This is a genomic window from Serratia sp. OLAL2 (genome assembly GCF_002752475.1).
In the GTDB taxonomy this organism is placed as follows: domain Bacteria; phylum Pseudomonadota; class Gammaproteobacteria; order Enterobacterales; family Enterobacteriaceae; genus Serratia; species Serratia bockelmannii.
Genome location: NZ_MSTL01000017.1, coordinates 345,585 through 368,489 on the forward strand (window position 1 = coordinate 345,585; position 22,905 = coordinate 368,489).

The following is a 22,905-nucleotide window of genomic DNA, read 5'->3' on the forward strand; positions in this document are numbered from 1 at the left end:
CCTTTACTCCTTTTCGATCTGCGCCGGCTTCAGGGTGCGCAGCACCCAGATCAGCAGGCCGATGATGAAGAACGCGCTCGGCGCCAGCAGGAACAGGCCGTTCGGCTGGTACCAGCCGCCGTTCTGCACCGTTTCCAGCACCGGGACGCCGAACAGCTTGCCGGAGCCAATCAGCTCGCGCAGGAAACCGACCAGCACCAGGATCACCCCGTAACCCAGCCCGTTGCCGATGCCGTCCATAAAGCTCTCGATCGGCGGCGACTTCATGGCGTAAGCCTCGGCGCGCCCCATCACGATGCAGTTGGTGATGATAAGGCCGACGAACACCGACAGCTGCTTGGAGATCTCGAACGCATAAGCGCGCAGCAGCTGATCGACCACGATCACCAGCGAGGCGATGATCGCCATCTGCACGATGATGCGCACGCTGTTGGGAATATGGTGACGGATCAGCGAGATGAAGAAGCTGGAGAACGCGGTCACCAGCGTCACCGCAATGGTCATCACCACCGCCGTCTCCAGCTTGGTGGTCACCGCCAACGCAGAACAGACGCCCAACACCTGCAGGGCGATCGGGTTATTGTCGAACAGCGGCCCCAGCAGGACCCGCTTTATCTCTTTGGAATCAGCCATTTTTCAGCGCTCCTTCACGAACTTTTTTCAGGAACGGGCCGAAGCCGTGCTCGCCCAACCAGAAATCAAACGTATGCTGCACACCGTTGGAGGTCAGCGTGGCGCCGGATAGGCCGTCCACTCCGTGCACATCCCCCTGACGTGCGCCGCCTTTCACCACGCGGATCGCCGGCTGGCCGTTGTCGTCGAACAGCTGTTTACCGACCCACTGCTGGCGCCAGGACGGATTCTCGACCTCACCGCCCAGCCCTGGGGTTTCCCCCTGGTCGTAGTAGGTGATGCCCTTGACCGTATTGCCGTCGTTATCCAGCGCCACGAAGGCGTACATCATCGACCACAGGCCGGTGCCGTATACCGGCAGCACAAGCTTGTTCACCTGGCCGCTTTCGTCGCGCACCAGGTAGATTTCCGCCTGGTTGCTACGGCGTTTGATACCGGCCGGATCGTCGCCCGCGGGCAACGCCACGCTTTTGGCGTCGTCGCGCAGCGCGGCGCCCAGATCGAACGCCGCCGCCTTGCCAGCGACAAACTCGCCGCTGTTCAGATCCACCAGGCGCGGTTCGATGCGCTCGCTGTACAGACGCTTGACCTGCTCGCTCTCCATTTTCGGCTGCAACAGGCCGGCTACGTCGAGAATATTGCGCTGCTTATCGAGCAGCTTTTGCTCCTGCTGTTTGGACTTCAGGCCGACGGCGGAGCCCGCCACCACCACTGAACACACCAGACACAGCAGCAGCACTACCAGCAGCGTTTTACCGATGCCGTCGTTTTTCGCTTCATTCGCCACGGGCTTTTCTCCGCTTGATGTTGGCCTGCACCACCAGGTAATCGAACAGCGGTGCGAACAGGTTGGCGAACAGGATCGCCAGCATCATGCCTTCCGGATAGGCGGGGTTGACCACCCGGATCAGCACGCACATCACGCCGATCAGAATGCCGTACCACCATTTCCCCTTATTGGTGAAGGAGGCGGAAACCGGGTCGGTCGCCATAAAGATCATGCCGAAGGCGAAGCCGCCCAGCACCAGATGCCAGTACCACGGCATGGCGAACATCGGGTTGGTGTCCGAACCGATGGCGTTGAACAACAGTGCAGAAGCCACCATGCCGAGCATCACGCCGGCGACGATGCGCCAGGAGGCCACGCGGCCGAACAGGATAATCGCCCCGCCGATCAGGATCATCAGCGTGGAGACTTCACCGATGGAGCCGGGAATGTTGCCGAGGAAGGCGTCCAGCCAGCTGATGGACTGGCCGGTGGCCACGTTGCTCAGGCTGTGCGCCCCGCCTGCGCTCCACTGCGCCAGCGGCGTCGCGCCGGAGAAACCGTCCGCGGAGGTCCACACCAAATCGCCGGAGATCTGCGCCGGATAGGCGAAGAACAGGAAGGCGCGGCCGGCCAGCGCCGGGTTGAGGAAGTTGCGCCCGGTGCCGCCGAAGATCTCTTTGGCCACCACCACGCCGAAGGTGATGCCCAGCGCGGCCTGCCACAGCGGCAGGGTCGGCGGCACGATCAGCGCAAACAGGATTGAAGTGACGAAGAAGCCTTCGTTAACCTCATGCTTACGGATAATGGCGAACAGCACTTCCCAGAAGCCGCCGACGACAAACACCACGGCGTATATCGGCAGGAAGTAACAGGCGCCCAGCACCATCTTACTGACCCAGCCGGCGTCGGCCGCCAGCGAGGCGCCTAGCCACTGCGCCAGACGATAATGCCAGTCGCCCGCCAGCACCTGTTGCAGCGCGTCGCCGCTGTACAGATGGTGCAGCGCCGGGATCGCCTGCTGGCCGACGTTGTACATGCCCCAGAACATCGCCGGGAACACCGCCAGCCACACCAGGATCATCATGCGTTTCAAATCGATGGCGTCACGCACGTGCGAAGCGCCGCGCGTCACCGTTCCGGGGGTATAAAACACCGTGGTGGTCGCTTCATACAGCGGGTACCACTTTTCCAGTTTGCCGCCCGGCGTGAAGTGATGCTCTATCTTCTCAAAATAATTCTTCAGGCCCATCGGTTATCCTTCCTGCTCAATCTTGGTCAGCACCTCGCGCAGCACCGGCGCGTACTCATACTTGCCGGGGCAAACGAAGGTGCACAACGCCAGATCTTCCTCGTCCAGCTCCAGGCAGCCCAGCGCCTGCGCACTGTCGCTGTCGCCCGCCAGCAAATCGCGCAGCAGCAGCGTCGGCAAAATATCCAGCGGCATCACCCGCTCGTAGTTGCCGATCGGCACCATGGCGCGTTCGCCGCCGTTAGTGGTGGTCGAGAAGGCGAACAGTTTGTTTTTCAGGAAGTGGCCCAGCGTGGTGCGGGTAATAGAGAACTTGTTCGGCGACGGCACGATCCAGCCGAACAGCTCTTTGTCGCGCCCTTCTTCCAGCACCGACACCTGCGAGTGGAAACGGCCGAGCCAGGCGTTCGGCCCGGCGGCGTGCATGCCGTTCAGCACCGAACCGGAGATCACCCGGTTCTCGCCGTCTTTCAGGCGGCCGGCGGTCAGCTCCTCGAGGCTGGCCCCCAGGCGGGTGCGCAGCAGCGCCGGCTGCGCCACCTGCGGCCCGGCCAGCGCCACGACCCGGCGGGTATCGAGCTTACCGGTGGTGAACAGCGTGCCGATGGCGATGACGTCCTGGTAGCCGATGTGCCAAACGATTTTCTTCAGGCTAACCGGTTCAAGGAAGTGAATGTGGGTGCCCACCAGCCCGGCGGGATGCGGGCCGGCAAATTCGCTGTAGGCGATCTGCGGGCCGCTCTGCTGGCCAACGGAGGCGCCGGCGGCGTGACATACGTGCACCTTGCCCGCCGTCAGGCGTGCCAAGACCACCAGCCCGGCGTTGAACGCCGCCTGCTGCTCGGCGATGATCACCTGCGGATCGGCAGCCAACGGTTGGGTATCCATCGCGGTGACGAAAATGGCGCGCGGTTCGCTGCCGGGGCTTGGCGTTTTACTGAACGGGCGGGTGCGCAGCGCGGTCCACAGGCCACTGGCGATCAGTTCGCTCTCGACCTGTTCGCGTGGCAACTGGGCCAATTCCCCCTGCGGGTAGTGCGCAAACTCGAGCTGATCGTCGCCGCCGTTTTCCAGCGCAATCACCACCGATTGCAATACGCGCCGCTCGCCGCGGTTAATCGCGACGATGCGGCCGCTGGCGGGAGCCGTGAAGAAAACCCCGGGGTTTTTCTTATCTTCGAACAACGCCTGGCCTTTCTTAACGGTATCGCCTTCCTGCACCAGCATGGAGGGGCGCATTCCGACATACTCTTCCCCAAGCAGGGCGACATGCTGAATGTTCGGGCCATCTTGGATCGCCTGAACCGGGGCTCCGGCTATCGGCAGATCTAACCCTTTTCTGATCTTAATCATAGGATTTATACGATGTAGTTGGGTTTACACGTCTGACCGGCCCCAGAGGCGGGTGCTGACGATGCCAGGATTGCCGGGCAGTGCGCACAACGGCACGCCCAACATGAACTTTCTCGCAGTGAAAAACTGGGGTAACGCGCATTCCCTTGAATCCCCCTTTCCGTTGTTTGCGCGACAGTCGATGTGTTAACGGCATGTAGCCAAATAACCATCAAAACGGCCGGGTTATATGCAATAACTCTTGCCGCTTCAATCGCCACAGTGCGTTAAATTGAAGAGAGAATATTAACATTGTTCGCAACATTGTTCTGCGTTCCGTCGTGACTTGGGTCAAGCAAACGCAATTAAATTTCGCCTGTTTTTCACTACTTATCGTTAAAATCTGCCGGTCATTTCACTTTTATCGAGCTTTGTCGTTTTTTTATACATATCACGTATTGCTAAAAATAAACGCGCTGGTAATCTGGCGGTGTTTTGCAGCAGTAAAAACAATAATCAGTGGCATGCTGGCCAACCTCAATTACGCCGGCAGATAAATATAAGCAGGAATAATAATGAGCAAAATCGCGCTGTTGTTTGCGATGCTTGTTTCTATGCCGATGATCACGGCCTGCAGCGCCAGCGAGCAGGTACCCGAAGCACCGGTAGTTAAACAGCAATTATTGGGTTCGCCGGTCTATATTCAGATCTTCAAAGAGGAACGCAAGCTGGAATTGTATGCCAAAATGGGCAATGAATTCCGCCTGGTCAACACGTTCCCGATCTGTAATTTCTCCGGCGGGCTGGGTCCTAAACGTCGTGAAGGCGACTTTAAAAGTCCGGAAGGCTTTTATAGCGTTGACGCACGCCATCTGAAACCCGACAGCAAGTATTATCGGGCGATCAATATCGGTTTCCCTAACGATTACGATAAATCGCAGGGCTATTCCGGCGCTTATCTGATGATCCACGGCGAATGTAAATCGATCGGCTGTTACGCGATGACCAACACCTATATGGATGAGATCTATCGCTACGTCGAAGCTGCTTTTGCCTATGGCCAAAGCCGCGTCGATATCAGCATCTATCCGTTCCGCATGACCGAGCAAAACCTCAAGCGCCATGCGTCATCCAGCTATATCGCCTTCTGGCGCCAGCTGAAGCCGGGTTACGATTACTTCGCGAAGAACCACCAGCCGCCGATGATGACCGTAGACAACGGCCAGTATGTGCTGGGTCAACCGTTGATGAGCAGCGGCCAGATGACGCAGTACGCGTCAGCCAGCCCGACGCCCAACACCAATCCCTTCGCTCAGAACAAGCCGCTCACCGAAGTGAAATAACGCGAACTCGCCTGGCTCAATCTTGTGCCAGGTTTCGTTGGCGGTCAGCGGTTGGGTGGCGATCACCGTGACCACATCGTTCGGTGTGGTCTGCTGCTGAAAATCGATCTCCACATCCTGATCCAGTAACGTCGCCTTACCGAACGGCGCGCGGCGCGTGATCCAATACAGGTTGGTGGAGCAATAGGCCATCACGAAGCGCCCGTCCGACAACAGCATGTTGAACACCCCTTTCTTGCGCAGCTGGTTCGCCAACAGGCCGATATAGCGGAAGACCGCCGGCCATTGGCTCGGGGTGCGCGGGTATTTCAGCGCCAGCTGATGCAGCAGCCAGCAGAACGCGTATTCGCTGTCGGTCTGGCCGACCGGGCGGAACGTGCCGGTATCCAGCTGACGATAGCCTTTTAATTGGCCGTTGTGCGCGTAAGTCCAGTTGCGGCCCCACAGTTCACGGGTGAACGGATGGGTGTTTTCCAGCGCCACTTCGCCGCGGTTGGCCTGGCGAATATGGGACACCACCGCGCAGGACTTGATCGGATAGTCCTGCACCAGGCGGGCGATCGGCGAGTTGAAGCTCGGCTGCGGATCCTTGAATGTGCGGCAGCCGTTCCCTTCATAGAAGGTAATGCCCCAGCCATCCTTATGCGGCCCGGTGCGGCCGCCGCGCTGTACCAGGCCGGTAAAGCTGAAGCAGATATCGGTCGGTACGTTTGCGCTCATCCCGAGCAGTTCACACATCGCCAGCACTCCTTAACCACACTGACACAGGCTGTGCGGACGCACCATGCGGCGTCCGCCGTCTTATTCCTGGGGGAGCCGCAGCTCCCCGAAGGCTATCAAGCCTTAACCATCTCTTTTTCGATCAGCTGAATCAAGATGTGAATCGCTTTGATGTGGATTTCCTGAATGCGGTCGGCGTAGCCGAAGTGCGGCACGCGAATTTCCACATCGGCGGAACCCGCCATCTTGCCGCCGTCCTTGCCGGTCAGGGTGATCACTTTCATCCCCTTGGCACGCGCCGCGTCGATGGCCTTGATGATGTTGCCGGAGTTGCCGGAAGTAGAAATGCCCAGCAGCACGTCGCCTTCGCGGCCCACCGCTTCCACATAGCGCGAGAACACATACTCATAACCGAAGTCGTTGCTGACGCAGGACAGGTGGCTCACGTCCGAGATGGCAATTGCCGGGTAGCCCGGGCGGTTTTCACGGTAGCGGCCGGTCAGCTCTTCGGCGAAGTGCATCGCGTCGCAATGGGAACCGCCGTTGCCGCAGGAAATCACTTTACCGCCGGCTTTGAAGGAATCCGCCAGCAGCACCGCCGCACGTTGGATGGCGTCGATGTTGGCGTCGTCATTGATAAATTTCGCCAGGGTATCAGCTGCTTCGTTCAGTTCACTGCGAATAAGGTCGTGGTACATGAGGAACCTCTTGTTATCGTCAAATCTTCCGCTTCGCAGTGTACCGGATCGCGGAAACAGCGAGAAGCATTCTCAGCCAAACAGCGCGCCAGTTAAGGAAGCGGGGAGGTTTTTGATGATTGGTGCTGTCAGTTTGTGACGTGAGTTGTAATTAAACTGTAAACGCATTGATAAAAATTCTGCCTTGTACTAAAACCTATTACATACACACAACAGGTCAGACCTCTTACTACTTCGGAGCTTCTTATGATGGTTCTTAGTATCGTCGTTTTCCTGGCTCTCCTCGGCGTGGTGTTCTACCACCGAGTGAACCTTACCCTCAGCAGCCTGATCCTGGTGGCGTACACTGCCGCCATGGGTGCTATCGGCCTGTGGAGCTTCTGGCTGTTGCTGCCGCTGGCGATCGTGCTGCTGCCGCTGAACCTTTCCTCTGTACGCCGTTCCCTGCTCTCCGCGCCGGCGCTGCGCGCCTTCCGCAAGGTGATGCCGCCGATGTCCACCACCGAGAAGGAAGCGATCGACGCCGGTACCACCTGGTGGGAAGGCGATCTGTTCCGCGGCGCGCCGGACTGGAACAAGCTGCACAGCTACCCGAAACCGCGCCTGACGGAAGAAGAGCAGGCGTTTATTGACGGCCCGGTGGAAGAAGCCTGCCGCATGGCCAACGACTTCCAGATCACCCACGAACTGGCCGATCTGCCGCCTGAACTCTGGGCGTACCTGAAAGAACACCGTTTCTTCGCGATGATCATCAAGAAAGAGTACGGCGGTCTGGAATTCTCACCTTACGCTCAGGCGATGGTGCTGCAAAAACTGGCCGGCGTTTCCGGCATCCTGGCGATCACCGTCGGCGTGCCAAACTCCCTCGGCCCGGGCGAACTGCTGCAGCACTACGGTACCGAAGAACAGAAAAACCACTATCTGCCGGGCCTGGCGCGCGGCGACGAAATTCCTTGCTTCGCGCTGACCAGCCCGGAAGCGGGTTCCGATGCCGGCGCGATCCCGGACGTGGGCACCGTGTGCATGGGCGAATGGCAAGGCAAGCAGGTGCTGGGCATGCGCCTGACCTGGAACAAGCGCTACATCACGCTGGCGCCGGTCGCCACCGTGCTGGGTTTGGCATTCAAACTGCATGACCCGAATCGCCTGCTGAGCGACAACGAATCCCCGGGCATCACCTGTGCGCTGATCCCAACCAGCACGCCGGGCGTGGAAATCGGCAACCGTCACTTCCCGCTGAACGTGCCGTTCCAGAACGGCCCAACCCGCGGCACCGACGTGTTCGTGCCGATCGATTACATCATCGGCGGGCCGAAAATGGCCGGCCAGGGCTGGCGCATGCTGGTTGAGTGCCTGTCGGTCGGCCGCGGCATCACCCTGCCGTCCAACTCTACCGGCAGCCTGAAATCCATCGCCCTGGCGACCGGCGCCTACGCGCACATTCGCCGTCAGTTCAAGATCTCCATCGGCAAGATGGAGGGGATCGAAGAGCCGTTGGCACGCATCGCCGGCAACACCTATGTGATGGACGCCGCCGCTTCGCTGATCACCTACGCGCTGGTGCAGGGCGAGAAACCGGCCGTGCTGTCGGCCATCGTCAAATACCACTGTACACACCGCGGCCAACAGTCGATCGTTGACGCCATGGACATCGCCGGCGGTAAAGGCATCATGCTGGGCGAATCCAACTTCCTGGCTCGAGCCTATCAGGGCGCACCGATCGCCATCACGGTGGAAGGCGCGAACATCCTGACCCGCACCATGATGATCTTCGGCCAGGGCGCAATCCGCTGCCATCCTTATGTGCTGGATGAAATGGCAGCGGCACAGAACAACGATCTGAACGCCTTCGATAAATCGCTTTTCGGCCACCTGGGCCACGTCAGCAGCAACAAGGTACGCAGCTTCTGGCTGGGCCTGACCAACGGCCGCACCAGCGCCACGCCGACCAAGGATGCGACCCGTCGTTACTATCAGCAGTTGAACCGCCTGAGCGCCAACCTGGCGCTGCTGTCGGACGTTTCCATGGGCGTGCTGGGCGGCAGCCTGAAGCGCCGTGAGCGCATCTCCGCTCGCCTGGGGGATATCCTCAGCCAGATGTATTTGGCTTCCGCCGTGCTGAAACGCTTTGACGACGAAGGCCGTCAGAAAGAAGATCTGCCGCTGGTGCATTGGGGCGTGCAAGACAGCCTGCATAAAGCCGAACAGGCGCTGGATGACCTGCTGCGCAACTTCCCGAACCGCTTTATCGCTGGCGCGATGCGCTTCGTGGTCTTCCCGTTCGGCCGCGTGCATACCGCACCGTCCGATCGCCTGGATCACCAGTTGGCCAAGATTCTGCAGGTGCCTTCCGCCACCCGCAGCCGCCTGGGGCGCGGTCAGTACCTGACGCCGAGCGAACATAACCCAATCGGCCTGCTGGAAGCGGCGCTGGCCGACGTGATGGCCGCCGAGCCGATTCACGAACGTCTGTGCAAGGCAGCCGGCAAAAACCTGCCGTTCACCCGTCTGGATCGTTTGGCGGAACGCGCGCTGGAAGAAGGCAAGATCAGCGCCGACGAAGCGAAGATCCTGGTGAAAGCCGAAGAGAGCCGTCTGCGCTCCATCAACGTGGACGACTTTGCACCGGATGCGCTGGCGGCCGCCAAGCCGGAAAAGCCGGCGGCGCAGTCTAAGCGCCAACAGCAGACCGAAGCGGCTTAACGCCAATTCCCACTCCACGCATCCAAGGGGCGATCATCATCGCCCCTTTTTCTTTTCTTGCACCACAAACTGCGCACCGCGCCGCAGGTTGGCGCAACGGCGGATTTCACGGGAAGGAAGTTCGGGTAGACTGCGCAGCGGGTGCTCTGGATCTTTCTGTCCGGAGCCTTGGCAAAGGAGAGAAAGAGAAAGGCCCCGAGTCGATATTATCAACCCGAGGCCACTCTGATGCCTAGCAACATCAGGTTAGCCTCTTACCCGCCGCAAGGCAAGGATAGGGAGGTCAAAAATGCAGCAAAAACGGGTCGTGCTTAAGCTGGTGATCGTCTGTATGACGCTGATCGCGTTCATCTGGCTAACCCGCGGTTCGCTGTGCGAACTGCGCATCAGGTTGGGAGACTCGGAGGTTGCGGCCACTTTGGCTTACGAATCCGAACGGTAAGGCAACCCAACGGCGGGGTTCGCCCCGCCCGTTGGCGGATGGTGTCAGGCAGGATCCACGAGCACCCGCCTTTTCAGCCCTGCTGGCGAATGCGCGCCAACAGCGCATCGATATGCTCGATCTGCGGCGCATTGACGATCAGCGTGCGCCCCAATCCCAGGGCGTGACGCTGACAGTCGAGGCGCATGTCGGCGTCGGCGATGCTGTCCAGATCGGCGACGTGCGCCAGGCCGATGGTGCGCCGGATCAGTTCGGTGCCACAGTACCCTACTGCGTCAGCCCAGACCTGCTGCAGGAACTGCTCGGCGTAACCCGGCGTCGCCAGCGCCGCATCGCGGCTTTGCTGATGGCACAGCGCCAGGAAGCGATCGGCGAAAATCAGCCACAGCTCGCGCACATCCTGCAGGCGCTGCTCGCGTCCGGCGGCGGCATCGCGCGGCCCGAACAGCCCCGGCTGGCCACAATAGTTGAGCAGCAAGTTGCCTAACGCAGTGCCGACATCGAAACCGATCGGGCCGTAGAAACCGAATTCAGCGTCGATCGCTTTCAACCGCCCTTCCGCCACGAAAATTGAACCACTGTGAATATCGCCGTGCAGCAGCGCCTCCGCTTTGCTGAGGAAACGATGTTTCAGGCCGGCGACCGCCAGCTTCAGCGGCGCATCCTCACGCAGCGCCTGCACCTGCGGCAACAGCGCCGCCTCGAACTGATTGCGCTCATGGTCGGTATAGGGGTCGGTAAAGAACAGATCTTCGGTGATCTGGCACAGCTCGGGGTTGGTGAAACGGCTGACTTCCGCCTTCTTCTGCTGCGCCGACTGATAAAAATCGGAGGTGTGAAACAGCGTCTGCGCCAGGTATTCCGCCAGTTGCCCAGCCGCCAGCGGGTGATAGTTCCCCTGCACCAGTTCACTGCGCCAGATGCGATGATCGGAGAGATCTTCCTGCACCATCACCGCCAATTCGGGATCGTGATGCAAGACTTTTACCGTATGCCTTGGGCAGAAACTGCCGTGGACCAGCAGCGTTTCCGCTTCGATGCGCGCCCGATCCAACGTCAGCGGCCAGGATTCGCCCACGCAGCGCACGTAGGGCAGCGCCTGTTTGACGATCACCCGACTCACGCCTTCGCGATCGCGGATCTTGAACACCAGGTTCAGGTTGCCGTCACCGATCTCGTCGGCGCTCACCAGCGCCTGCGGTTCGGCCACCTGCCCGTATTGGCGGGCATATTCAACGGCATCGGCAGCCGTAAACGTACGATAAAGCGACATTCCCCAACCCCTCTGTTCTCTCTCACTGACCCAGCGACTCTGATTATTTAGACGTAAAAGCATTTGGACGTCTATACATCTGGAAGTCATGTTGGCAGAATAGCGTTTCAGATGCAATAACCACGCAACAAGGAATTAACCGCCGATGCAAGCGCTTAACACCACCAGTTTGACCCTGCGAGATAACCGCCTTTGGATCCTCGATCAGCAAGCTCTGCCGCAGGAAAAGCGGTGGCGGGCCTGCGACAGCGTGGAAGAGTTGGTCGGGCACATTCACAGCCTGCGGGTGCGCGGCGCGCCGCTGATCGGGCTGTCCGCCAGCCTGCTGTTGGCGCTGCTGGCGGAACGCGGTCTGCCGCGCGCCGAGCTGGAACAGGCGCTGCACACGCTGCGCGCCGCCCGCCCGACGGCGGTTAACCTGATGAACAATCTGGATCGCATGAAGCTGGCGCTGGCGGAGCCTGACTGGGCGCCGGCGATGGTGAACGAAGCGCTGCGGCTGGTGGAGGAAGATCGCCGGCTGTGCGATCGCATCGCCGATCACGGCGCTGGGCTGGTCAAGCCCGGCAGCCGCCTGCTGACCCACTGCAATACCGGCGGGTTGGCCACCGCCGGCGTCGGCACCGCCATCGGGGTGCTGCTGCGCGCCCACCAGCAGGGCAAAGTGCAACAGGTGTGGGTCGATGAAACCCGGCCGCTGCTGCAGGGCGGTCGTCTGACCGCCTGGGAACTGGGCGAGCTGGGCATTCCCTATCGTCTGATCTGCGATTCGATGGCCGCCAGCCTGATGGCGCAGGGCCAGGTCGATGCGGTGTGGGTCGGCGCGGATCGCATCGCCGCCAACGGCGACGTCGCCAACAAGATTGGCACCTACAGCCTGGCGGTGCTGGCGCACTATCACGGCATCCCGTTCTACGTGGCCGCCCCGCACACCACCCACGATCCGCACTGTCCGGACGGCGCCGCCATCCCGATCGAGCAACGCGCGGCGGCCGAAGTCACCGGCGTTTCAGGCAGCTTCGGCGCCTGCCAGTGGGCGCCGAACGAGGCACCGGTGTACAATCCGGCGTTCGATGTCACGCCGGCGAAGCTTATCAGCGGGTGGGTGTTCGACAGCGGCGTGATCACGCCGCAACAGGTTGAAGCGGGGATTTTCCAGCGGGCGCTGGGGTAACGCCCGCCGGTTGACGATCAGTCCAAACGCGGATAGGCATCGGCGATCGTGTCGCCGGTGAAATGCGCCACCCAGCCTTCCGGGTTGTCAAATACCCGGATCGCGGTAAAGTGCGGCGCCGAGCCCATATCGAACCAGTGACGGGTGTTGGCCGGCACCGAGATCAGATCGTTCTTTTCGCACAGGATCTGGAAGATCTTGCCGTCCAGATGCAGGCAAAACAGCCCCGCCCCTTCAACGAAAAAGCGCACTTCATCCTCGCCGTGCGTGTGTTCGGACAGGAATTTTTCGCGCAGCGCCTGACGCTGCTCGTGGTCCGGCCGCATGCTGATCACGTCCCAACTCTGGTAGCCCTTTTCCGCCACCAGCCGGTCGATCTCATGCTGGTAGGCGGCGATCACTGCCTCCGGCTGCGGGTTGTCGCCCAGCTCGCGATCCGCCTGCCAGCGCTCAAAGCGCACGCCGATTTGCGCCAGCTGGCGCTGGATCTCCTGCGCGTCGCGGCTCTGCCACAGCGGCTGCTGCGGCGCTTTATCGCTGAAAATGGTCAATCCACTCATGAAACGAACTCCCCTAAATCGATACGATCAAAACGGTTAACCTGCGGATGCCGGCTTTGCTCGTCCGTCTCATCGCGGATCAGCTGGCAGGTATGCCAGCCGGCGGCCTGCGCCGCATCCAGCTCCTGGTGAATATCGGACAGGAACAGCAGCTCGTCGGGCGCGATGCCGATAGCCTGCGCAATGTTGCGGTACGACGCGGTTTCGCGCTTGGCACCAACGTGCGTATCGAAATAGCCGCTGAACAGCGGCTGCAGATCGCCTGCGTCGCTGTGACCGAACAGCAGCTTCTGCGCTTCCACCGAACCGGAGGAATAGACGTAAAGCTTCACTCCCTGCCGCTGCCAGGCGGCCAACTGCCCGGCGACTTCCGGGTACAGATGCCCGCGGAAGTCGCCCTCGCGATAGCCGCTGCGCCAGATGATGCCCTGCAGCGCCTTGAGCGCGGTAGATTTGCGATCTTCATCCATAAAGCGGTACAGGGCGGCGATCAGCGCGTCAAGATCTGCCTGCGGCTGGTCAATTTCAGCGCGCAGCGCCGCCAGCGGCGCGGCGACTTCGCTCTCAGCGGCATGGTGGCGCACAAAATCCGCCAGCCGTTCGCGGGCATAGGGAAACAGTACCTGATGCACAAAGCGAATATCGCTGGTGGTGCCTTCAATATCGGTCACGATAGCGCGGATCATTTCGCCTCCAGTAAGCGGCGTTGCAGTTCACACTGGAACAGGAATTCCAGCCCTTCGAGATGGCGGCGGGCTTCCGCTACCTGGCTTCCCCAGCAATAGAGACCGTGGCCGCGCACCAGAAAACCGTACTGCAGTGGCGTGGCCTCGGCATAGGCCGCCACACGCGCCGCCAACCGGGGGATATCCTGATCGTTATCAAAAATGGGGATCGCCACACTGTCCAGGTGGCTGCGCTGGCCGGCCAGCGACTTCTGCATTTCGTATCCCTGCAGCACCAGCGCATCGCCGCGTTCCACCCGCGACAGTACGGTAGCGTTGACGGAATGGGTATGCAGCACCGCGCCGATGTGCGCAGACAGGCGGTAGAGCAGCGTATGCAGCCCGGTCTCCGCCGACGGCGTGCGGCCGCTCGGCACATGATTGTCGGCGATATCCACCCGCAGAAAATCGGCGGCGCTCAGGCTGCCCTTGTCTTTGCCGGACTCGGTGACCAGGCACTGACGTTCGTCGAGGCGCAGCGACATGTTGCCGCCGGTCGCCGGGCACCAGCCTTTGTCGCCAATCCAGTGGCAGGCCGCCAGCAATGCGGTAAATTGCGGATTATCCGTCATTATTATCATTTCCCGTTCGGTAAGGCGGCCGGCAGAGGAAACTTTGCCTGCCGCGTGGCGGGCTAAGCACTTTTTCGCATTTAGCCATCTAAGCGTCTTGATTGCCAAATACTAGCATCGTGTTATATTGACGGCAATATAAGCGCCTGGAGTATTCACCTGCTATGAGCACTTCCGCATTGATTCCCGAAAGTAAACTGCCTGCCCTGGGCACCACCATCTTTACCCAGATGAGCGCGCTGGCGCAGCAGCATCAGGCGATCAACCTGTCTCAGGGCTTCCCTGATTTCGACGGGCCGGACTACCTGAAAGAACGCTTGGCCTGGCACGTTGCCCAGGGCGCCAACCAATATGCGCCGATGACCGGGGTGGCGCCGCTGCGCGAAGCCATCGCCGACAAAACCGCCGAGCTGTATGGCTGGCAGCCGGACGCCGCTGCTGAAGTGACCGTCACCGCCGGCGCCACCGAAGCGCTGTTCGCCGCCATCAGCGCGCTGGTGCGCCCCGGCGATGAGGTGGTCTGCTTCGATCCCAGCTACGATAGCTATGCGCCGGCGGTGACGCTGGCCGGCGGCGTACTCAAACGCCTCGCCCTGCAGCCGCCCGCGTTTGCCGTGGATTGGCAACGGTTCGCCGCCGCGCTGTCGCCGCGCACCCGCCTGGTGATCGTCAACACGCCGCACAACCCGTCCGCCACCGCCTGGCAGGCGGAAGATATGCAGCAGCTGTGGCACGCCATTGCAGAACGCGAAATCTACGTGCTCAGCGACGAAGTCTACGAACACATCTGCTTCGCCAAAGGCGGCCACGCCAGCGTGTTGGCCCACCCGCAGCTGCGCCAACGGGCGATCGCGGTGTCCTCCTTCGGTAAAACCTTCCACATGACCGGCTGGAAAGTGGGTTACTGCGTGGCGCCCGCCGCGCTGAGCGCCGAGGTGCGCAAGGTGCATCAATACCTGACCTTTTCGGTCAACACCCCGGCGCAGCTGGCGCTAGCGGATAGCCTGCGTGCCGAGCCGGAGCACTGGCGGCAGTTGCCGGCGTTCTATCGCGCCAAGCGCGATCGCTTTGTGCAGGCGCTGGCGCGCAGCCGACTGGAAATTTTACCCTGCGCGGGTACATACTTCTTGCTGGCGGACTACAGCGCCATCTCCGATCTGGACGATGTGGCGTTCTGCCATTGGTTAACCGAGCACGTGGGCGTGGCGGCCATTCCGCTGTCGGTCTTCTGTGCCGATCCTTTCCCCCATAAATTGATCCGGCTGTGCTTCGCTAAACAGGACGCCACGCTGGATGCAGCTGCGGAGCGGTTATGTCGACTTTAAAAATTACCCTGTTGCAGCAACCTCTGGTCTGGCGCGACGGCCTCGCTAACCTGGCCGCCTTCGACGCGTTGCTGGCACCGATCGCCGGGCGCGATCTCATCGTTTTGCCGGAAATGTTCACCACCGGTTTTGCCATGGATGCCGGCGAGAGCGCCCTGCCCGAACAGCAGGTGATCGACTGGCTGCGCGGTTGGGCGGTGAAAAGCCACGCGTTAATCGGCGGCAGCGTGGCGCTGAAAACGCCCGAAGGCGCGGTCAACCGCTTCCTGCTGGTAGAGCCGGGCGGCCAGGTGCATGCCTATGATAAACGCCACCTGTTCCGCATGGCCGGCGAACACCTGCATTACCAGGCCGGCAACCGGCGTGAAATCTTCGAGTGGCGCGGCTGGCGCATCCTGCCGCAGATCTGCTACGACCTGCGTTTCCCGGTCTGGGCACGCTATCAGCAGGATTACGATCTGGCGCTGTACGTCGCCAACTGGCCGGCGCCGCGCAGCCGCCATTGGCAAACGCTGCTGGCGGCGCGGGCGATTGAAAATCAGGTGTATGTGGCGGGCTGCAACCGGGTGGGCGAAGATCCTAACGGACTGAGCTACAGCGGAGACAGCTTAATCATCAGCCCTCAGGGCGAGATCCTGGCGGATGCGAAACCCGGCGCGGCCACGCGCCTGGACGCCGAGCTGTCGCTGGAAACCCTGCAGAGTTACCGCAACGCCTTCCCGGCCTGGCGCGATGCCGACAGCTTTCTGCGTCTTGACTGATTAAACGCGATCCCAGCCGGCGATTAGCGCGTCGATCTTCGGCAGAGAGATAAAGACTCCGCGCCGATGCCGGAAAAGGACGGCTCGTTCAGCACCAATAGGCCATGAAGTTGACGGTGGAGCGATCCAGATCGCGTTCGCCAATCAGGTAACGCCGCAGCGTTTTCACCGCAGAAGATTCGGCCGCCACCCAGGCATAAAAAGCGTTGCTGCCGGCCGCCCGCTCCCACAGCACCTCATCGCTCAGGCTGCTTTCCGCCAGTGACTGCGCCTGTGCGCACGCCGATGCGGGGATATCCACCCGCTGGCGCACCGCTTCCACCAGCAGCGTACCGTGTGCCAGCTGGCGGCCGACGTCACGCGGCAGCCAGTAGACCTCGGCGAACGGGAAATGCGCCAAATCCAGGCAATCCCCCGCCACCGGCACCTCAAAAAACGCCTGCACCCGCGGCGGATTGGCCTGCTGCGCCAGCTGTTCCAGAATCGCCATCGCCGCCGGCACCGCCGTCTCATCGGCGATCAGCAACGCCTGTTGCAACTGCGCCGGCGGCGCCCATTCGTAACCGCCGCTGTCGCCGTCGAAGTCACCGTTGGGGGCGACCGTTTGAATCGTGTCTCCGGGTTCGGCATGGGTCGCCCAGGCGGAAGCCGGGCCGTTCACGCCATGCAACACGAACTCGACGTCCATCTGATTCTGCTCGCGGCGCAGCGCACGCAACGTATAGGTGCGCATCACCGGACGCTGTTCTTTGGGGATCGCCATGTAATCGCCGTACCAGTCCGAGCTGTTGACCAACTGCGGGATCTTGCCGTCCGCCGCCGGGAACAACAGTTTGATGCGCTGGTCCGGCGCTTCGAGCTTCATCCGATGAATATCTGCACCTTCAAACACGCAGCGCACCAGCGAAGATGAAATCAGCGTTTTGCTTTTCAAGGTGATATCAAAAATTCTGTAGCTGGCGGACATGTTCTCGATTCTCCGGCAACGGCTGTCGCTTGTGCGTATGGCCGATCGGCTGCCGTGTTGACGGCGTGGGGTGCTCGATCGCGCAGCGGGCAAAATGTTAATAAAACTAATTAATTACGTTAATGTATCGCAAAAAATCATATCACGATTTTATTGATAACAAGAAACGTTATTGATAAAAGAAGCATTCTCAAAAAAAACACAATAACAATATCACCAGGAAATAACGATGAAACGCAAACACCTTTGGGTATTGAACCCTTGTCTGCTGGCAATGCTTGCGCCGGCGGCTTGGGCTGAAGATCAGAAAGCCGGCACCGAAGAGCAGATGGTGGTCTCCGCCAGCCGTTCGCACCGCAGCACGGCGGAAATGGCACAGACCACTTGGATTATTGAAAGCCAGGAGATCGAACAGCAGGTTCAGGGCGGTAAAGAGATCAAGGACATGTTGGCGCAGTTGATCCCCGGCATGGACGTCAGCGGTCAGGGCCGTACCAACTATGGCATGAATATGCGCGGCCGCTCGATGATGGTGATGATTGACGGCGTACGCCTGAATTCATCGCGCAGCGACAGCCGCCAGTTGGATTCGATCGATCCATTCAATATCGATCATATCGAGGTGATTTCCGGCGCGACCTCTCTGTACGGCGGCGGCAGCACCGGCGGCCTGATCAATATCGTCACCAAAAAAGGGCAACAGGAACAGCAGGTCGAGTTGCAGGTCGGCGGTAAAACCGGCTTTGGCGGCCATAACGATCACGACGAGAACGTGGCGGCGGCGGTCAGCGGCGGCAACGACAACGCCTCTGGGCGCCTGTCCGTTTCTTACCAGCGCTATGGCGGCTGGTATGACGGCAAAGGCAATGAGGTACTGATCGACAATACCCAAACCGGCCTGCAGTATTCCGATCGCCTCGACGTCATGGGCACCGGCACCCTCAACATCGACGATCATCAACAGCTGCAGCTGACCACCCAATACTACAAAAGCCAATCCGACGGCGATCACGGCCTGTTCCTGGGAGAGAACTTTGCGGCGGTGACGGGCAACGCCAAGGCATATAACAGCGGTAACTTAAATTCCGACCGCATCCCCGGTACCGAACGCCACCTGATCAACCTGCAGTATTCCAACACTGATTTCCTCGGCCAGGATTTGGTGGCGCAGGTCTACTACCGCGACGAAACGTTGACCTTCTACCCGTTCCCGACGCTGGCGGGCAAAGCGCCGAACTATTACGTCAACAGCATTGGTGCTTCACAGCAAAAAACCGATTTCTACGGCGGCAAGCTGACGTTAAACAGCAAACCTGTCGACGCACTGACGCTGACTTACGGCATTGACGCCGAGCATGAAAGCTTCAACGCCAATCAGCAGTTCTTTAACCTGGCGAAGGCTCAGCAGTCCGGCGGCATGATGCTGGAGAACGCTTACAGCACCGGCCGCTACCCGAGCTATACCACCAGCAACCTGGCGTCGTTCCTGCAGGCCAGTTACGACATTAATCCCATTTTCACCCTGAGCGGCGGCGTGCGTTACCAGTACACCGAAAACAAGATCGACGACTTCGTCGGTTATAACCAGCAGCAGGCGATCGCCACCGGCGCCGCGACATCCGCCGACGCTATACCGGGCGGGAAAACCGACTACAACAACGCGCTGTTCAACGCCGGCCTGTTGGCACATCTGACCGAGCGCCAGCAAACCTGGTTCAACTTCTCTCAGGGCTTCGAGATCCCGGATCCGGGCAAATATTACGGTAACGGCACCTACGCGTTGAACGGCGGCCATTACCAGTTGTTGAAGAGCGTCAACGTCGGCGATTCCAAGCTGGAGGGCATCAAGGTCAATGCCTACGAGCTGGGCTGGCGCTATACCGGCGATAACCTGCGCACGCAAATCGCCGCCTACTACTCGCTGTCCGACAAGAGCATCGCTATCAACAAAACCGACATGACCATTAACGTCAATGCGGATAAGCGCCGTATCTATGGGGTGGAAGGCGCGGTGGACTACTTCTTTGAAGACAGCGACTGGAGCGCCGGCACCAACTTCAACGTTATCCGTTCCGAAACCAAGGTCAACGGCGAATGGAAGAAGCTGGTGGTCGATACCGCCAGCCCATCGAAAGTCACCGCTTATGTCGGCTGGGCGCCGGGCGACTGGAATCTGCGCTTACAGTCGCAGCAAACCTTCGATGTGTCGGACGACGGCGATTACACCAAGGCCAACTCCACCCAAGGCCGCAAAATCGATGGCTACAACACCCTCGATTTTCTCGGCAGCTATACCCTGCCGGTAGGGAAAATCAGCTTCAGCGTGGAAAACCTGCTGGACAAGGAATACACCACCGTTTGGGGCCAACGCGCGCCGATCCTGTACAGCCCGACCTACGGCTCGCCTGAGCTGTACAGCTATAAGGGCCGCGGACGCACCTTCGGTTTGAACTACTCGGTGTTGTTCTGAGGAATCAGGGGCCGGTCTGCCGGCCCCGTTCATTGGGCCGTACCGTTTTGCCGAGAGCAGAAACGACGAAGCCCTGAGTTATCGCTAACTCAGGGCTTCTGAATAGTGGCGGAACGGACGGGGCTCGAACCCGCGACCCCCTGCGTGACAGGCAGGTATTCTAACCAACTGAACTACCGCTCCGCGCCATTCCCTCTTGCGGGGGAACGAGGCGCATATTACGGACGCCTCTCGGTTCCGTCAACGCCTTTTTCTCACCAAATGAACCGTTTGCACAGTTTTTCAACGAAGGTTCATCCGGTGCGTTTTTTTCGTGCAAAAATGCCGTTACTCGGCCGGCGCACCGCGCCACAGGCAGCTGCCGCCCTTTTTCGCCACCAGATCCAGACGCGCCTCGTGCGCCTTCACTTCTTCGTCGCTGGCGTAGACCACTTTCATCGCCGTCGCCGGGCGGACGATGCGCTGAATTTCTTGCGTGGCGTCGTTTTGCTGGGTATCGCCTTCCATTTGGAACGCTATCGAGGTCTGACCGCCGGTCATCGCCAGATAGACTTCCGCCAGGATCTCGGCATCGAGCAATGCGCCGTGCAGCGTACGCTTGCTGTTGTCTATCTCATAACGGCTGCACAAGGCATCGAGGTTGTTGCGCTTGCCCGGGAACAGGCGGCGCGCCATCAGCAGGCTGTCGGTGATGGTGCAGAAGGTCTCGGTCTTCGGGATGCCCTGCTGCAACATGCGGAATTCGTGATCCATAAAGCCGATGTCGAACGCCGCGTTATGGATCACCAGCTCGCCGCCGCGGATAAAGTCGAGGAATTCGTCGGCAACCTGATCGAAGGTCGGCTTGTCGGCCAGGAAGTCGTCGCTGATGCCGTGTACGCCGTACGCTTCCGGATCCACCAGCCGATCCGGCTTGATGTAAACGTGGAAGTTGCGCCCGGTCAGGCGGCGGTTAATCACCTCCACCGCACCGATTTCAATGATGCGGTGCCCTTCGTAGTGCACCCCAAGCTTGTTCATACCGGTAGTTTCGGTATCGAGGACAATCTGTCTGGTGGTTGTAGAGATCATATTGCAGTGCTCACAGCGCTCGTTTATGTCAGACTTGGCTTTTATAAAACTGATAGGAAGAGTCTACCAGAGATGCTCAAACAGGTAGAAATTTTCACCGACGGCTCCTGCCTTGGCAACCCCGGCCCCGGTGGCTACGGCGCGATATTACGCTATAAGCAAACGGAAAAAACCTTCAGCGAGGGTTTTCGTCTGACCACCAATAACCGCATGGAAATGATGGCGGCGATCGTGGCGCTGGAAGCGCTGACCGTGCCCTGCGCCGTGACGCTCAGCACCGACAGCCAGTATGTGCGCCAGGGCATCACCAGTTGGATCCATAACTGGAAGAAGCGCGGCTGGAAAACCGCCGACAAAAAGCCGGTCAAGAATGTCGATCTGTGGCAGCGGTTGGATCTGGCCATTCAGCGCCACGAGGTGAAATGGGAATGGGTCAAAGGCCACGCCGGCCACCCGGAGAACGAACGTTGTGACGTGCTGGCGCGCGAAGCGGCCGGTAAGCCGACGCAAGAAGACGTCGGTTACCAACCGGAAGCCTAAGGCAGCTTGCGATAGCTCTTGGTCGCGCCCACCGCGCGGCTAAGAGACGGCTTTCTCGCCCCCAGTTTCATCGGCGTAGGCGTTAGCGGCAAGGTGCGTTTGCGCGCCACAATCACGCTCATGCAGCCCAGCGCTGGCAAATGGGTACATAAAAACTTGCCGCCCTTGCGGTGCCACGGCAGCACGTGAAAACGCGACTGATGCAGCACCTCATAATTCAGCAGGCTGAGCCAATCCAACAGCCGCATCTGGGTAAACATGCGGCTGACATAGGGCTGGCGATGACGCAACCCGGGCACCAGCTTGCCCAATCCCAGCAGGCTGAACGGATTGAAGCTGCTGATAACCAACCAGCCGTCGTCGATCAATATCCTGTCCACCTCACGCAGCATGCGGTGCGGATCGTCCGCATAGGACAGCGTATGCGCCAACAGGCAGGCATCCACCGACTTGGCGGCGAACGGCAGTTGATAGGCATCGGCGATCACCTGCAGCCCGTCCCCCTCCAGCCCTACGTTGACCTGATGGGAAATCGCACATTTGTCCGTGGCCAGCTCGGCGCTGAGCATGCCCATCTTCAGCAGATGGAAACCGAACAGCTTGGGCCACCAGGGTTGCAACTGCCGCTCGAGCGCTTCACGATAGTACTCCCCCCACGGCAGCTCAGCCCAGGACTGCGGGCCGGTGAGCTTTTGTAGAGTATGGGCTGGTTTCATGATTTATTATCTTCTTTCAAGCCGTTGCCAACGAGAGGTACACCATGAATCTTATCAGCATTCCCGCCTTCCAGGACAATTACATTTGGTTATTGGATGACCGACAGGGGCGCTGCATTATCGTCGATCCGGGTGAAGCGCAGCCGGTACTCGAAGCGTTGCAGCGCCTGCAGCTGGCGCCGGCGGCGATCCTGCTGACCCACCATCATCACGATCACGTCGGCGGCGTGGCGCAAATCGTAGCGAAGTATCCCGGGCTGGCCGTCTATGGGCCGCAAGAAACCGCGGACAAAGGCGCCAACCACATCGTCCGCGACGGCGACACCTTTGACATCGATGGCCGCCAATACAGGACTATCGCCGTTCCCGGCCATACGTTGGGCCATGTGGCATTCTATAGTGCCCCTTATCTGTTCTGCGGTGACACCATTTTCTCCGCCGGCTGCGGCAGGCTGTTTGAAGGCACCGCCAAACAAATGTACGACTCATTTCAACAACTCGCGCAACTTCCCGATAACACCTTAATTTGCTGCGCGCATGAATATACTCTTTCTAATCTTAAGTTTGCGCGGGCTATTTTGCCGGAAGATCGAGAGATTGAAACATATCAACAACATGTTGAAGCGTTAAGGGCAAAAGGCCAAGCCAGTGTGCCGACCACGTTGCAATTAGAGCGCAAAATTAACCTGTTTTTACGTTGCCATGACGCTGATTTACAAAAGAAATTAGGCTTTAATTCACCACCGGAAAGCCTTCATTCAGTTTTTTCCGAATTACGCCTGCGGAAAGATAACTTCTAAGCTTTTAGTTGTGTTATTTGGCGAAGCAAAGTATTATTGCTCGTCTTTTAAGCAACTACATT

Annotated in this window: 22 protein-coding genes and 1 tRNA gene; 9 read left to right on the forward strand and 14 right to left on the reverse strand. The window is 59.8% G+C overall.

What is annotated here, in order from left to right; translation table 11 throughout:
- Positions 1-3 precede the first annotated feature (3 nt).
- The 4 genes from BVU99_RS13325 to BVU99_RS13340 are packed head-to-tail and all read right to left on the reverse strand — an operon-like array spanning position 4 to position 4,004.
- Positions 4-633, reverse strand: coding sequence for an NADH:ubiquinone reductase (Na(+)-transporting) subunit D (locus BVU99_RS13325; RefSeq protein WP_004930232.1), 630 nt, complete (start codon positions 631-633; stop codon positions 4-6).
- On the reverse strand, positions 626-1,420 hold the full coding sequence (locus BVU99_RS13330) for a Na(+)-translocating NADH-quinone reductase subunit C (protein WP_025301668.1): 795 nt from the start codon (positions 1,418-1,420) through the stop codon (positions 626-628). Before BVU99_RS13330 ends, BVU99_RS13325 begins: the two co-directional genes overlap by 8 nt.
- Positions 1,410-2,651: an NADH:ubiquinone reductase (Na(+)-transporting) subunit B gene (locus BVU99_RS13335; protein WP_016928991.1), complete on the reverse strand. Its 1,242-nt coding sequence runs from the start codon at positions 2,649-2,651 to the stop codon at positions 1,410-1,412. Before BVU99_RS13335 ends, BVU99_RS13330 begins: the two co-directional genes overlap by 11 nt.
- A gap of 3 nt (positions 2,652-2,654) precedes the next feature.
- A complete protein-coding gene (locus BVU99_RS13340) occupies positions 2,655-4,004 on the reverse strand; it encodes a Na(+)-translocating NADH-quinone reductase subunit A (protein ID WP_049208695.1) in 1,350 nt (449 codons plus the stop codon).
- 554 nt (positions 4,005-4,558) lie between these two features.
- Here BVU99_RS13340 and dpaA point away from each other — a divergent pair.
- On the forward strand, positions 4,559-5,326 hold the full coding sequence (dpaA, locus tag BVU99_RS13345; RefSeq protein WP_025301666.1) for a peptidoglycan meso-diaminopimelic acid protein amidase: 768 nt from the start codon (positions 4,559-4,561) through the stop codon (positions 5,324-5,326).
- Here the strand turns inward: dpaA and BVU99_RS13350 are convergent.
- Complete coding sequence (locus BVU99_RS13350; protein ID WP_025301665.1) at positions 5,261-6,064, reverse strand: class II glutamine amidotransferase; 804 nt, start codon at positions 6,062-6,064, stop codon at positions 5,261-5,263. The genes dpaA and BVU99_RS13350 overlap by 66 nt on opposite strands.
- A gap of 98 nt (positions 6,065-6,162) precedes the next feature.
- Positions 6,163-6,744 (reverse strand): D-sedoheptulose 7-phosphate isomerase, encoded by a 582-nt coding sequence (lpcA, locus tag BVU99_RS13355; RefSeq protein WP_004930220.1) that lies wholly within the window; start codon positions 6,742-6,744, stop codon positions 6,163-6,165.
- Positions 6,745-6,990: 246 nt separating this feature from the next.
- Here lpcA and fadE point away from each other — a divergent pair, with 246 nt between their 5' ends.
- Both fadE and BVU99_RS13365 read left to right on the forward strand, forming a co-directional pair.
- Positions 6,991-9,447, forward strand: coding sequence for an acyl-CoA dehydrogenase FadE (fadE, locus tag BVU99_RS13360; protein WP_099817537.1), 2,457 nt, complete (start codon positions 6,991-6,993; stop codon positions 9,445-9,447).
- A 289-nt stretch (positions 9,448-9,736) separates the two neighbouring features.
- Positions 9,737-9,889, forward strand: a complete 153-nt coding sequence (locus tag BVU99_RS13365; RefSeq protein ID WP_004930217.1) for a Hok/Gef family protein — start codon at positions 9,737-9,739, stop codon at positions 9,887-9,889.
- 73 nt (positions 9,890-9,962) lie between these two features.
- On the opposite strand, the gene mtnK is transcribed toward BVU99_RS13365, so the two are convergent.
- Positions 9,963-11,162, reverse strand: coding sequence for an S-methyl-5-thioribose kinase (gene mtnK / locus BVU99_RS13370; protein ID WP_025301663.1), 1,200 nt, complete (start codon positions 11,160-11,162; stop codon positions 9,963-9,965).
- A gap of 145 nt (positions 11,163-11,307) precedes the next feature.
- On the opposite strand from mtnK, the gene mtnA reads away from it, so the two are divergent.
- The gene (mtnA, locus tag BVU99_RS13375; RefSeq protein WP_025301662.1) at positions 11,308-12,336 is read left to right on the forward strand and encodes an S-methyl-5-thioribose-1-phosphate isomerase; all 1,029 of its coding nucleotides are present in this window, start codon (positions 11,308-11,310) and stop codon (positions 12,334-12,336) included.
- Positions 12,337-12,353: 17 nt separating this feature from the next.
- Here the strand turns inward: mtnA and BVU99_RS13380 are convergent, their stop codons facing one another.
- Genes BVU99_RS13380 through BVU99_RS13390 form a run of 3 tightly spaced genes read right to left on the reverse strand, consistent with a single transcriptional unit; the run spans position 12,354 to position 14,193 of the window.
- Positions 12,354-12,896 carry an acireductone dioxygenase gene (locus tag BVU99_RS13380; RefSeq protein WP_043135518.1) on the reverse strand — a complete coding sequence of 181 codons (543 nt, stop codon included), beginning with the start codon at positions 12,894-12,896 and terminating at the stop codon, positions 12,354-12,356.
- The gene (gene mtnC, locus BVU99_RS13385; RefSeq protein WP_025301660.1) at positions 12,893-13,582 is read right to left on the reverse strand and encodes an acireductone synthase; all 690 of its coding nucleotides are present in this window, start codon (positions 13,580-13,582) and stop codon (positions 12,893-12,895) included. The genes BVU99_RS13380 and mtnC overlap by 4 nt, the downstream gene beginning before the upstream one ends.
- Positions 13,579-14,193, reverse strand: coding sequence for a methylthioribulose 1-phosphate dehydratase (locus BVU99_RS13390; RefSeq protein ID WP_025301659.1), 615 nt, complete (start codon positions 14,191-14,193; stop codon positions 13,579-13,581). Before BVU99_RS13390 ends, mtnC begins: the two co-directional genes overlap by 4 nt.
- A gap of 164 nt (positions 14,194-14,357) precedes the next feature.
- Here BVU99_RS13390 and BVU99_RS13395 point away from each other — a divergent pair, with 164 nt between their 5' ends.
- Together BVU99_RS13395 and BVU99_RS13400 are read left to right on the forward strand one after the other, a co-directional pair.
- Positions 14,358-15,518 carry a pyridoxal phosphate-dependent aminotransferase gene (locus tag BVU99_RS13395; protein WP_049208700.1) on the forward strand — a complete coding sequence of 387 codons (1,161 nt, stop codon included), beginning with the start codon at positions 14,358-14,360 and terminating at the stop codon, positions 15,516-15,518.
- Positions 15,506-16,279, forward strand: coding sequence for an amidohydrolase (locus tag BVU99_RS13400; RefSeq protein ID WP_099817538.1), 774 nt, complete (start codon positions 15,506-15,508; stop codon positions 16,277-16,279). Before BVU99_RS13395 ends, BVU99_RS13400 begins: the two co-directional genes overlap by 13 nt.
- An 88-nt stretch (positions 16,280-16,367) precedes the next feature.
- On the opposite strand, the gene BVU99_RS13405 is transcribed toward BVU99_RS13400, so the two are convergent.
- On the reverse strand, positions 16,368-17,246 hold the full coding sequence (locus BVU99_RS13405) for a siderophore-interacting protein (RefSeq protein WP_043135506.1): 879 nt from the start codon (positions 17,244-17,246) through the stop codon (positions 16,368-16,370).
- 229 nt (positions 17,247-17,475) lie between these two features.
- Between BVU99_RS13405 and BVU99_RS13410 the strand changes: the two genes are divergently transcribed.
- The gene (locus BVU99_RS13410; RefSeq protein WP_099817539.1) at positions 17,476-19,716 is read left to right on the forward strand and encodes a TonB-dependent siderophore receptor; all 2,241 of its coding nucleotides are present in this window, start codon (positions 17,476-17,478) and stop codon (positions 19,714-19,716) included.
- 106 nt (positions 19,717-19,822) lie between these two features.
- Here BVU99_RS13410 and BVU99_RS13415 read toward each other — a convergent pair.
- Together BVU99_RS13415 and dnaQ are read right to left on the reverse strand one after the other, a co-directional pair.
- Positions 19,823-19,899 (reverse strand) — tRNA-Asp (locus tag BVU99_RS13415).
- Positions 19,900-20,043: 144 nt separating this feature from the next.
- Entirely contained in the window at positions 20,044-20,787 is a 744-nt protein-coding gene (dnaQ, locus tag BVU99_RS13420) for a DNA polymerase III subunit epsilon (protein WP_025301654.1), read from the reverse strand.
- Between the two features lie 72 nt (positions 20,788-20,859).
- Between dnaQ and rnhA the strand changes: the two genes are divergently transcribed.
- Positions 20,860-21,327 (forward strand): ribonuclease HI, encoded by a 468-nt coding sequence (gene rnhA / locus BVU99_RS13425; RefSeq protein WP_033649910.1) that lies wholly within the window; start codon positions 20,860-20,862, stop codon positions 21,325-21,327.
- On the opposite strand, the gene BVU99_RS13430 is transcribed toward rnhA, so the two are convergent.
- Positions 21,324-22,043: a class I SAM-dependent methyltransferase gene (locus BVU99_RS13430; RefSeq protein WP_025301652.1), complete on the reverse strand. Its 720-nt coding sequence runs from the start codon at positions 22,041-22,043 to the stop codon at positions 21,324-21,326. The two genes, rnhA and BVU99_RS13430, sit on opposite strands and share 4 nt — an antisense overlap.
- 44 nt (positions 22,044-22,087) lie before the next feature.
- Between BVU99_RS13430 and gloB the strand changes: the two genes are divergently transcribed.
- The gene (gene gloB, locus BVU99_RS13435; protein WP_049295099.1) at positions 22,088-22,843 is read left to right on the forward strand and encodes a hydroxyacylglutathione hydrolase; all 756 of its coding nucleotides are present in this window, start codon (positions 22,088-22,090) and stop codon (positions 22,841-22,843) included.
- Positions 22,844-22,905: the final 62 nt, after the last annotated feature.